A 12,587-nucleotide genomic window follows, 5' to 3' on the forward strand; every position below is an offset into this window, starting at 1 on the left:
CGAATTTAGATATTTTTTATGTTAATTTCTGTTAAAGGACCTAACTCATATACAGCACCTAATAATTCTATTTTTAAAACTCTAGCTTCTTCAATTTCACCATTCGCTTTTAATATCTGAGCGGTGTGCAATAATGCTTCTGGCTCAAAGGTTTTACCTATAACATGGTTTCTAGAAATTTCTAATGCTTTTTTAGCATCTCCGTTCTTAAAATAAGACCATGCTAATAAATCATACGATTGTGCTGTTGGTCTTTCTGCTACTTCTTGTTGCGCTAATTTTAAAGCAACTTCTTTTTTAGTATCATCATCTGCAAATAATAAAACATCGTATTTATGATACATTACACCGTAACTTTTATTGGCTACTTTTGCTACATATTTTTCAACCTCTATTTCTTTTTGCGCAGTATCTCCCATATATTCAGCTATTTCTGCTTTTAATAAGTGATAATCTGGCGCAGCATTTTCTTTGGTTACGGTTTCTAAAATACGCATTGCTTCTGCTGGGTTTCTTTCATAAGAAAAAACAATCCAAGCAATTCCTTTTTTAGCATAACTATCATTTTCATCTATAGCAAGTGCACTTAAATATGCATTATAAGAATCTTTAATTCTACCTGCATGCCCATAATAATCTGCAAGATTGGTATAACTCCACTGCATTAAATGAGTGTTTTTTGCAGATTTTGAAATCTCTAAAGATGCTTCTAAATATTTAATAGCATTGTCTAAGTTACCAATATGATCATTGTATTTAGAAAGTCTAATTAAATATTCGAACTCTTTTAAATTTTTAACAATAGACAAGTATTCTTCAACCTTAGAGATATTCCCTAATTCTAAATACACATCTATTAATAAGTATTGTGTTTGTTGTAAATTCTCTCCAATAGATTCCGCTTTTGTAGCCAAAGCAAGCGCTTCTTTAAAACGGTGTTGAGAAATGTAGTTTCTTGCCAAACTTCTTAAATAACCTGCGCTATTATAATTAGTTTGTTTATTGGCAATTAATAAGTTTTGTTCTGCTTCTTTTAGTGCATCAATATTACCTGTAATTTTAAACATGGTAGCATTTGCTGCAGCTAATTTTGCATTATAAGGATATTGGTTTGGTGTATTGTTTAGCTTTGTTTTCCAGAAATTAAATTCTGATGTTGAGTTTTCTAAAGCTTTATTGTTATGCGTACTTAAATAACTATTGTAATCGTTAACGTTTGTTATCTGTTTGTTGGTATCTGTAGTGCAACTAGTTGCGATTGAAAAAGTTACAAATAATAAAATTAGTTGGATAGATTTCATAATTTATATTTTTTAGTTAGTTTAATAATAAAAAAAACTGGCGCCACTCTTAAGAATTGCGCCAGTTTTAAAATGACATTCTACCAAGGAGAAGCTAAATATGGAAAAGAAGTTAAAAATTCTTTATCATTTGCATCTACGTTATCATTAGAAAGAGTTGGGTTTTCAGAAAAATCTTCACCACCAAAGATCAATAATAATTCAACTGTAATTACATCATCTGCTAAAGCTCTACCAGAAAGTGTATTTGCTGCAACACCATCATAAAATGTTGTTTTACCATCTAAAGAAACATTTAAAACATCCGTAGCTAATAAACCTGTAAAAGCGGCAGCCTCTTGTCCTAATGCATTTTTATCTCCTTCATTTGCAAAAGCAGGACTTAAACCTTTTAAATTTGTTTCAAACATTGGCTGAAACATTGCACTTTGCATAGAAGGAATAGTAGCATTAAAAGCATCTTTACTATCTGCAGAAACAAAAACAGTATTTATTGCTGGTCTACCCATTTGATCTTTTTGAGCATACGTTCCAGAAAAATCTGTCCCTGCTTCCATCATAGAAGTTGCGTCATCATCATTATTACTACAACTCATTACTAAAAGAGAAAAAGCTGCTACTGCGATATATTTTATTTTATAAATTTTCATGATATTATTTTTTAAAGTTGATTGTTAAGATTATTGTTTTGCGTTAGATGTTACCCAAGTATTTATTTTACCAGAACCTCCTATTTCACTTTTAGGAACTTCTACCACAATAGAAAGTACATTAGAACCTGCAAATGTATCTGCTCCTGGGCTGTTAAAACCTGGCTCCATACCGCCTACTACTTTACCATATTGTGCAAAATCCATAAAGAAAGGATCGTCTCTTGGTCCTGCAAACATTTTCATCCCATTCATATTTCCAATAACAGGTGCAGCTCCGTAAGAAGTAATTGCTACTTCAGATTTTGTTGCCATTTCATTTACCGTACTATTTAATCCTGTTGCAGATGGAGAAAAAGGTCCGAAGAAATACATTTTACCATCTCTTGGTATTGCCTGAATTACTAAATCTTCTACCATGTCATTATTAGTATCAATATTAAATTCTACCATAACGTCTTCAGCAAAAGCCGCGGTTGCAGATGCAGTAGGACTTAATAAGCCTTGCACATTGGCAACAAATACTAAATTGTTTGTGTCTTCTGCCTGAAAAGCATAGAAGTCTGTAATGTCTGCTGTAGTTCCTTTAGATGCAGGAGCGTCAATATGATCTGCTGCAATTGTAACTAATCCGATAACCGCTGCAAATGCGGTTGCTACTAAAATTTTACTTTTTTTCATTGTGTGAGTTTTTAAGTTAATTATTAATTGAATCTCACAGATACTTACGAGGAAAAGATTGTTACGGTTTTAAAAAAGTTTGTTTTTTTTTAATTATTTTTGAAACCCCTTGTAAACAAAGAGAAAAATAGACTAAAAAAAATGCTATATCAGTAAATTAATTGTAGTATTGTAAAAGAAATTTATATAAAAATTGAAAAATAACTATAAAAATACCTCTTGGAAATACCGTATTCATGAAATTATTTATGAGGCGGACACTAAATCGGGTAAATTATTTGATGTTGTCTTATTAATAGCAATACTTGCTAGTATATTATTAGTGATGCTAGAAAGCATTGAAAGCTTTGACACTAAGTACCATACTTTTTTAAACATAGCAGAATGGGTTATTACCATCCTTTTTTCAATTGAATATGTATTAAGAATCGTTTCTATAAAAAGACCTTTAAAATATATCTTTAGTTTTTACGGCCTTATAGACTTACTTTCTACCATTCCAAAATACCTTTCATTATTTTTAATTGGTTCTCACCATTTAGCTGCTTTAAGAGCTTTAAGACTCTTAAGAGTTTTTAGAATCTTAAAACTGGCTAGATATATTGGTGCTTCTAATAAATTATTGATTGCACTAAAGATGAGTAGAACCAAAATTTCGGTCTTTTTATATTTTATAGTCATATTATGTGTTATTTTAGGAACCATTATGTACATGGTAGAGGGTCCGGAAAACGGATTTACAAGCATACCTATTAGTATCTATTGGTCAATTGTTACTTTAACAACTGTAGGTTATGGAGACATTGCGCCTCACACTCCTTTTGGTCAGTTTCTTGCAAGTATTATCATGATTTTAGGATACGGAATTATAGCCATTCCTACAGGAATTGTAACTGCAGAAATGACAAAAACCGCAAATAATAACATAGATACAAATACACAAGCTTGCCCTAATTGCGCAAAAGAAAACCATAAAGACGGTGCAGAATTTTGTTATAACTGTGGTAGTAAATTAAACTAAATGACTTCTAATAACTTTTTAATTACCATTGTAGGTCCTACCGCAATTGGTAAAACAGCCTTAAGCATTCAATTAGCCAATCATTTTAAAAGCGCTATTATTTCTTGCGATTCTAGACAGTTTTACAAAGAAATGACTATTGGTACTGCGGTACCAGATACAGATGAATTGGCAGCTGCAGTACATCATTTTATACAAAACAGAAGTATTTTTGAAGATTATAATGTAGGTTCTTTTGAAAGAGATACACTTACTAAATTAGACGATCTTTTTAAAGAAAACCCTATTCAGATTATGGTAGGCGGTTCTGGTTTGTATGTAGATGCCGTTTTAAAAGGATTGGATTATTTCCCGGAAGTAGATCCTAAAATAAGAGAAGCCTTAACCCTAAAATTAGAAAAAGAAGGCGTTGAAGTATTGCAAGAACAATTAAAAGAACTAGACCCAGAAACGTACAATGTAATTGAATTACAAAACCCTAAACGGGTAATGAGAGCCTTAGAGGTTTGTATTGGTTCTGGTATTCCCTACTCTACTTTTAAAAATAAACCCAAAGCTCCTAGAAATTTTACATCTATTAAAATTGGCTTAGACGCAGACCGAGAAATTATTTATAATAGAATAAATATGCGTGTAGACAATATGCTAGAAAACGGTTTGCTAGAAGAAGCTAAAAACCTATACCAACACAAAGGTTTAAATGCATTGCAAACGGTTGGCTATAGAGAATTGTTCTCTTATTTTGATGGTGATTTTACCAAAGAATTTGCCGTTTCAGAAATTAAGAAAAATACCCGAAGGTTTGCAAAAAGACAAGGTACTTGGTTTAAAAGAGATGAAACAACCTTGTGGTTTGATTATCAGACAGAGATAAACACAATTATTGCTAAAATTTCTGATAAAATTAACATCTCAAAATTGTAAAACCTTTTGTAATTCACTCACTTTTATATCTTTGTTACATAAAAAATCAAAATAACATGAAATCAAAAATTATATGTATTGCCTTTGCTTTAATTAGTTCTATTTCTATTGCACAATCTAAAGTTGGTACAGTAGATAGTGAATATATTATTAGTCTAATGCCAGAAACAAAAGTGGTATCAGAAAGATCTCAAAATTACGGAGCAAAATTAGATTCTTCTTTTACCATAAAAGTAGAAACGTATAAAGCCAAAATAGAGGCTTTTAAAAAGAATGAAAAAACACTTGGGGAATTAGCAAAGCAAGCTGAATACACAGAATTAGCAGAAATGGAAGCTGATATTAAAAAATACCAGCAAAACGGAAACCAACTAATGCAATTAAAGCAAGATGAGTTAATGCGTCCTTTATATACAAGATTAAGCAACGCTATTACTACTGTTGCCAAAGCTAATAAATACACGCAAGTTTTAACCTTAACTGGCAACGAATTTGCATACATAGATAACGATTTTGATATTACAGAATTGGTCTTAAAAAGCTTAGGGATTGCAATTCCTGCCGAAACTGAAAAATAAGTTTTAGCTATTAAAACATTTTTTATAAGGCCTCACTTTTTGTGAGGCTTTTTTGGTTTTAAATAGCGATCTCTTATACTTTAAATAAACTTTAGGAAATGTGGTTTTATGTGATTCCTCCGAAAGGTCGAAATGACAAAATTGGATGGTGTTGACAATACGTAAACAACTAGTTGATAACATTATGGGAAACCGTAAACTTTATTGATTTTTTTATTGGAAATTTAGAGATTGAAAAAGAATTATTCAATAATAGAAATTGAAAAGAAAAAATGCTAGACCAATCCTTCTCAAGTAGTAACTTTAATAAATTATTTTTAAAAGAAAACCGAAAAGGTAATTTCGATAAAACTCACTTCACTAAAGAATATTTAGATAAACATGAAGAGTTTAAATCTATTTTAAGAGAGAAACTTGATTTGAAGAAAATTCAGGTGCTTTCTAAAGAAGAATTAGACGATTTCGCCGAAAGATTAGAGGATGTAAATAATGAAAAGGAAGAAATTAGATTGTCTATTTTCGAAAGCTACTCTAATACTATTAATAGTAAAGAACTGCCCTTTCAATTTAAAATTGAATATAATTCAATAAAAGAAGCTTATACTGTTGAAAAGGATCCCGCTTCATATTATGCTGTAAAACAGTTACAACGAAATATAAATAAAACTTTTAAAGTAATACAAGCAGACAGAAATAAAATTATTAAACAAATTTTTAATATTGTTTCAGATGGATTTCCTAAAATAATTATAAAAACTGATATAAAATCATTTTACGAATCTATTCCTCAAGATAAACTCTTTAAAAAAATAGAAAACAATACTTTACTTTCTCCTTTCTCTAAAAAATTAATAAAGAGATTATTTTATGAGTTTGAAGATAAAAAAGACAAAAATAAAATTCCATTAGGAGAAGGTATACCAAGAGGTGTTGGTATTAGTGCATATTTGTCTGAATTATATATGCGAGATATAGATAATGAGGTTAAAGCATTAGAAGATGTAATTTATTATGCTCGTTATGTTGATGATATAATAGTAATCATTTGCCCTAAAACTGAATCAAAGAAAAGGGATTATTTAAGTGAAATTAGAGCTATTGTTAGTAAAAACCTATTAGAATTAAAAGATGGAACTGATGGAGAAGAAAATAAAACACAAGAGATAATATTATTCCAGAACAAAAATAAAAATAAAAAGGATTTTGACTCTGATGAATTTAAGTACTTAGGTTATAAATTCATTTTAGAACACTTTCCTAAGAATTGTAAAACAGATTTAACCATTGAAATAAGTGATAATAAAATTAAAAAAAAATATATTGATCGTTTGGATGCTATAGTTAACGTATATAATAATGATTCAAAATACAATGAAAAGGAAGCTCGAAAAATGATGTTTTCAAGACTTAAATTCCTTACTGGAAATTTTCATTTAAATAATAACAAAAGAAACATTAAATCAGGTGTATTTTACTCTAACAGAATGCTAGAATTAAATCACAACAACTTTGAAAGTTTAAACATATTAAATTTAGAACTAAATAAAAAGATAAAAACACTTTCTCCTCCCAAAGGAATTAAGAATAAAAACAATAATTTTAAAGAAAAACTAATTAATCATATCCTGAGCAATTATAATTTCAAAAAAGGATTTGAAAACAAAGAAAAATTCTTTTATACTTTTAACTTTAATTCTAAAGAAGTTTCTTTTTATGCTAAAAAATTTAAAAGAGTAACAAACAAATTTGAAGTAATTAAATCTATTTGGAAGTAATGAGTAAAAAGAAAAAACATATAAAATTTCAAAAAGAAAGAGCTATACTTTCTGATGTACTTCCTTATGAAATTCCTATTACCTTTTCTAATCGATATTTCTATCGATTTTTAGTTAATAATGAAATTGAATTTATACATTCTTCAAAGTTTAATATTAAAGGTATTACTCAATCAGATTTACCAAAGACTAAACTAAATGATTCAAAAGGAATAATTCGACATAAATCAAAATTGAAAGGAGATAATCTTGAAGCATTAGAAATGGTTTTAAGAATATTATTTTCAACCAATAACCATAACGTAAACACAAGAAAAATTCCTTTTACTTATCGAATTAGTCACAAAGAAAAAGATTTTAGAGAACTAGCTCTGGTTCACCCAATGAATCAATTGTTGTTGGTAAATTTCTATGAACAATATAAAGAATCTATTATTTATTCTTGCTCATTAAGTAATTATAGTATTAGAAAACCTGATAGTGTTGCTAAGTTTACCTTTTTTAATGATAAACTACATCAATCTAACAAAGGTGATTCGTCTGATTTTTTAGAATTGAGTGGTAAAGAATATGAAAACTTAAAAACTTTTTTTTCTTATAGTAAATACACCAATATTTATCAATTCTTTGAAGACTATAGATATCAAAGAGCAGAAAAAAAATACAATCATTTATTTAAATTTGATATTTCTAAATGTTTTGATAGTATTTATACACATTCAATATCTTGGGCTGTTTTAGGGCTAGATGTTGTTAAAGAAAACTTCAACGTATCTGATAATACATTTTCAGGAAAATTTGATAGATTCATTCAAAATACAAATTACGGAGAAACTAATGGTATTTTAATTGGTCCAGAATTTTCTAGAATTTTTGCTGAAATTATTTTGCAAAAAATAGATACAACAATTGAGAAAAAACTGAAAGAGAATGGAAATAACTATAAACTTAAAGTTGACTATGAAATCTACAGGTATGTTGATGATTATTTTTTATTCTGTGATGATAGTATTTTAAAAGATGAAATATTAAAATTACTTAAACACGAATTAAAAAAATATAAACTTTCTATTAATAACTCTAAAACAGAAGAATATAACAAACCAATTATAACTGAGATTACAATTGCTAAGAATAAAATTATTGATTTATTTTCTGATAACCCCAAATTTAGAATAACAGAATTAGAACAAAAACAAGAAAACACCAAGGATGAAGATGGTGAGGTTTCACTATTAAATCATAAGTTTGAGTTAGCATTCAATCCTAATAAATTAGCTACACGTTATAAAATAATTATAAAAGAATCTCAAGTAGATTATAAAGATGTCTTAAATTATAGTTTAGCACTTCTGTCAAGTAAAGTAGAAAAAAACTTAATTTCATTTGAAAAAGTATATTTTAATTATCTTAAAGAAAATGAAGCAGAAGCTTTCTCTAAATCTGATATATTAAAACTTAGAAAAACGGAAAGTTTATTTACTTCTCATATTGAAGGAGTTATTGATTTTATTTTCTTTATTTATTCTGTATCACCAAGAGTAAATTCTACAATTAAAGTAAGTCTTATTCTTTCTAAAATCATCTTGTTTTTTAAAGAAAAAAATAAGTTAACTAAAAAATACATTATTAATCAAAATAATAGAGAACGTGTATTTAAAAAGATTTTAGATGAATCAAGTTTTATTTTAAAGAAAAATGCTTTAAATGAATATGCTCAAGTAGAATCACTATACTTACTTACTCTTTTAAGGGATTTAGGTAAAGAATATAGGTTACCAGAAGAAATATTAATAAAATTTCTCAATGCAAAAAAAGATGAAGGAGAGAATAAAATAACTATAAACATTAATACACTAAATTATTTTTCAATTGTTGTATTATTTTACTACATAGGCTACTCTGAGAAATATTCACTGGTTAAAAACGCATTAATAGAGTATACTTTTGATTATATAAAAGAATACCCAAATGAAAAAATAGGTAAATCTTCTGAAATGTCACACTTAATATTAGATTTATTTGCATGCCCTTTTTTAGATTCTACAACCAAAATAAAAATTTTACATTTATACAGAGGTAGCGTAACTGAGGAAGAAAACAAAAATAAGATGGATGCTGAAAAATTAATAATTTTTCATAAAAATCATAAATATTGGTTTACTAAATGGGAAAGGTTTAACTTAGCTAAAGAATTAGAAAACAAAAAGAGTCAAGAAGTTTACTCTTAACAATAATGCCAATGCCAATCTCCAGTTTATATCTAGCATTTATGTTAGTATAATTATTTTCACACACTTGCAGAGGCAATAGTCCTTGGTAATAGAGGTCCAAACAAAAAGGTAGCAGGGGATTTAGCTACCTTTTTTATTGAATTTTAATTCCAATTTCTACAATTATAAAAACCTGTTTTAAGCAAATCACAAAAACAATATTTAAAATCCATACTATTTAATAAAAAATTATAAAACTTATTCTTAACCACAAACTAAAAAAGCAACTCAATGAGTTGCTTTTTCAATATATATAAAATGCATTTGTTAATGCTTATCTGTCTTTAATAACTGCGGAAACCTCTTTTTAAATTTGTTTAATCTTGGCACAGAAACTGCCTTAATATAACCTTGGTTTGGGTTATTATGTTCAAAATCTTGGTGATAGTCTTCTGCTTTGTAAAACTTTTTAAATTTAGTAACTTCCGTTGCTATTTTACCGTTATAAACATCTTTGTTTAGTTGACTAATCTTTTTTTCTATAATTGCCTTTTCTGCAGCAGTTTCATAAAAAGCAATAGATCTGTATTGTGTTCCGTAATCTGGATGTTGTCCATTTTTGGTTGTTGGATCTTGAGAACCAAAAAACACGGTCACTAACGTTTCAAAAGATACTTTTTCTGGATTGTAATACACCGCTACAGTTTCTGAATGTCCTGTTTTTCCGGTTCCAATACTTTTATACGTTGGGTTTAAGGTGTGTCCGCCAGCATAACCAGAAACAGCTTCTTCTACTCCACTTACACTTTCAAAAATAGCTTCTACACACCAAAAACATCCACTTGCAAAATAGGCTACTTTGGTATTTTCTTTAGCAATATAAGTAGCTTTGGTATCAGTTTCAGTTTCTTTTTTATCAGTAAAACCGAAACAAGAAATTAATAATATTGATAAACTTAAAAAGGTAACAGACTTTAAAATATTCATTTTACTTATGGATTAGGGTTAAAAAGAAAATTGCACAAAAAACAGTTGGTCTATTTTTAGTACAATTTTCCGAACTTTTAATTAAAAAAATCCCAAGGGGTTATATCATTAGGATATCCTTGGAAACATTCAATCCCATTATTGGGGAATCAAATTTAATTTTAACTTACCTAAGTAGTCGTTATAAATATACATAATTTACAGGTTGTTTACAACTTTAGGTTTTTATTAAGAAAATATCTTGTAAAAAATACCTGATACCCCTATTTTTGTTGAATAATTTAGTCACAAAATAAACCGGTCTCGATAAGTGAAGCAAAAAGTTTACTATTTTTTTAAACTTCTATAGCTACTTTTAATCAAAATTCATTTTTGATTTTTAAGAACACTTAAAAAGACTTTAACAATATACAATCTATTATACATGGAGCATTTTATAGTTTCTGCGCGTAAATACCGTCCACAAGTTTTTGCGGATGTTGTTGGGCAACAAGCCATTACAAACACGTTAGAAAAGGCTATAAAAAACAACCATTTGGCACAAGCCTTATTGTTTACAGGTCCTCGTGGAGTTGGTAAAACTTCTTGTGCTAGAATATTAGCTAAAAGCATTAATCAACAAGATGCGGAAGTTTCTGCAGATGAAGATTTTGCTTTTAATATTTTTGAGCTCGATGCTGCTTCTAACAATTCTGTTGATGATATTAGAAGTTTAACAGACCAAGTTCGTATTCCGCCACAAACCGGTAAGTATAAAGTATATATTATAGATGAGGTACACATGTTATCTCAGGCAGCTTTTAATGCTTTTTTAAAAACTTTAGAAGAACCACCTGCACATGCTATTTTTATTTTAGCAACTACAGAAAAGCATAAAATTATTCCGACGATTTTATCTCGTTGTCAAATTTTCGATTTTAAAAGAATTGGTGTTTTAGATGCTAAAAATTACCTAAAAGTAATTTGTGAAAAAGAAAATATTACGGCAGAAGATGATGCTTTGCATATTATCGCTCAAAAAGCGGATGGTGCAATGCGTGATGCTTTGTCTATTTTTGATAGAGTTGTTAGTTTTTCTGGAAGTAATTTAACAAGAGAAGCCGTTACCGAAAACCTGAATGTATTAGACTACGATACGTATTTTAATATGACAGATTTAATGTTAACCAACAAAATACCACAAGTGCTAAATGCATTTAATACTATTTTAGCAAAGGGTTTTGAAGGACATCATTTTATAAACGGATTGGCAAGTCATTTTAGAGATTTACTGGTTGCCAAAGACAAAGCTACTTTAGAATTGTTAGAAGTTGGTGATGCTGCTAAAAAGAAATACTTAGAACAAGCCACTAAGGCAAGCATTCCTTTTTTAATGCAATCTATAGAAAAAGCAAATCAGTGTGATTTGAATTATAGAGCAAGTAAAAATCAGCGACTGCTGGTAGAATTAACCATTATGCAAATTGCCTCTATCACTTTTGATGGAGAAAAAAAAAAATCAGCTAACTACATAATTCCTGCTACATTTTTTCAGGCACTTTCTCCTGCAGTAAAAGAGATTGCAAAACCGGTTGAAAAAAAACTTGAAAAACCTGTCATTGCGCAAGCTCCAAAAGTAGAACCGCCCAAACCTAAGATAAAACCTATTTTAAAATCTGTTGGTAGGCGTGCATCTTCTTTATCGTTAAAAAGTATTCACGAAAAAAAGGTAGAAAAGAAAGCTATTGAAGAAGAAAACTTCGACAACCACCCAAAAGACTTTTTTACCCAAGAAGCTTTACAAAATCTATGGAAAGACTACGTTGCTTTGTTAATTCAAAAAGGAGAGCGCAGTATGGCTTCTATTGTAGGCACAGACACACCTCAATTAGGTAAAAACAATAAAATATCTTTTTCGGTTCCTAATAAATTAATGGAAGAACAATTTAGAAAAGGAAGGTCTGAATTAATTAATTTCTTAAGAAAAAAACTGAACAACTATGGGATCAGTCTAGATGTTCGTTTAAATGAAAGCATAGAAAAGAAGTTTGCCTACACTCCGCAAGAAAAATACAATAAGATGAAAGAAATAAACCCTCTTATCGATAAATTGCGCCAAAGTTTTGAGTTAGATATGTAACAATACTTGTTTTATTGCTGCTTATAAATGAAATCTATTAAGTGAAAGTTGAACGGTTTTAGATACCATAAATCATATCCTTCGACAAGCTCAGGAGGACATTGTGAGTATTCATTGGTTTAGCACTTTTAGTTTAGTAAATTGCTTTGTTTAAGTTTTAAAAACAACACTAAAAATCATTATAAATGACACTTAAACATATCTACTTAAATAATTACTTTAATATTTTTAAAACTAATAATTAAAACAAAATCCTTCGAAAGGCTCAGGAGGACATTTTGACGTTGAATTGTTTTATCATCTTTAATTAAGTAAATTTCTTTCATTAAAATACATCC

8 protein-coding genes and 2 pseudogenes are annotated in these 12,587 nt (G+C 28.8%); 6 read left to right on the forward strand and 4 right to left on the reverse strand.

Translation table 11 applies throughout. The annotated features are described in order from the left end of the window. Positions 1-5: 5 nt before the first annotated feature. From GQS58_RS15380 to GQS58_RS17220, 3 genes and pseudogenes are all read right to left on the reverse strand, one after another. Positions 6-1,301 carry a tetratricopeptide repeat protein gene (locus GQS58_RS15380; protein WP_166387510.1) on the reverse strand — a complete coding sequence of 432 codons (1,296 nt, stop codon included), beginning with the start codon at positions 1,299-1,301 and terminating at the stop codon, positions 6-8. Positions 1,302-1,381: 80 nt separating this feature from the next. Continuing rightward, a pseudogene (locus tag GQS58_RS15385) lies at positions 1,382-2,371 on the reverse strand (DUF4331 family protein). Beyond that, a pseudogene (locus tag GQS58_RS17220) lies at positions 2,360-2,632 on the reverse strand (DUF4331 family protein); the annotation flags it as partial. The pseudogenes GQS58_RS15385 and GQS58_RS17220, both read right to left, overlap by 12 nt. Before the next feature lie 193 nt (positions 2,633-2,825). Between GQS58_RS17220 and GQS58_RS15395 the strand changes: the two are divergent. The 5 genes from GQS58_RS15395 (at position 2,826) to drt3b (ending at position 9,161) form a co-directional block, all read left to right on the forward strand. After that, the gene (locus GQS58_RS15395) at positions 2,826-3,653 is read left to right on the forward strand and encodes an ion transporter (RefSeq protein WP_166387516.1); all 828 of its coding nucleotides are present in this window, start codon (positions 2,826-2,828) and stop codon (positions 3,651-3,653) included. Further along, positions 3,654-4,577 carry a tRNA (adenosine(37)-N6)-dimethylallyltransferase MiaA gene (miaA, locus tag GQS58_RS15400; protein WP_166387517.1) on the forward strand — a complete coding sequence of 308 codons (924 nt, stop codon included), beginning with the start codon at positions 3,654-3,656 and terminating at the stop codon, positions 4,575-4,577. It begins immediately after the preceding gene. 56 nt (positions 4,578-4,633) lie between these two features. Then, positions 4,634-5,155, forward strand: a complete 522-nt coding sequence (locus GQS58_RS15405) for an OmpH family outer membrane protein (RefSeq protein ID WP_166387519.1) — start codon at positions 4,634-4,636, stop codon at positions 5,153-5,155. Positions 5,156-5,427: 272 nt separating this feature from the next. Then, positions 5,428-6,930: an antiviral reverse transcriptase Drt3a gene (gene drt3a, locus GQS58_RS15410; protein WP_166387521.1), complete on the forward strand. Its 1,503-nt coding sequence runs from the start codon at positions 5,428-5,430 to the stop codon at positions 6,928-6,930. After that, a complete protein-coding gene (drt3b, locus tag GQS58_RS15415; protein WP_166387523.1) occupies positions 6,930-9,161 on the forward strand; it encodes an antiviral reverse transcriptase Drt3b in 2,232 nt (743 codons plus the stop codon). Before drt3a ends, drt3b begins: the two co-directional genes overlap by 1 nt. A 309-nt stretch (positions 9,162-9,470) precedes the next feature. Here drt3b and msrA read toward each other — a convergent pair whose 3' ends face one another. Then, positions 9,471-10,130 carry a peptide-methionine (S)-S-oxide reductase MsrA gene (msrA, locus tag GQS58_RS15420; protein ID WP_166387525.1) on the reverse strand — a complete coding sequence of 220 codons (660 nt, stop codon included), beginning with the start codon at positions 10,128-10,130 and terminating at the stop codon, positions 9,471-9,473. A gap of 424 nt (positions 10,131-10,554) precedes the next feature. Between msrA and dnaX the strand changes: the two genes are divergently transcribed. Further along, positions 10,555-12,249 (forward strand): DNA polymerase III subunit gamma/tau, encoded by a 1,695-nt coding sequence (gene dnaX, locus GQS58_RS15425; protein ID WP_166387527.1) that lies wholly within the window; start codon positions 10,555-10,557, stop codon positions 12,247-12,249. The last annotated feature ends 338 nt before the right edge of the window (positions 12,250-12,587 follow it).

The sequence above is a fragment of the Polaribacter sp. 11A2H genome (assembly GCF_011379025.1).
Classification (GTDB): domain Bacteria; phylum Bacteroidota; class Bacteroidia; order Flavobacteriales; family Flavobacteriaceae; genus Polaribacter.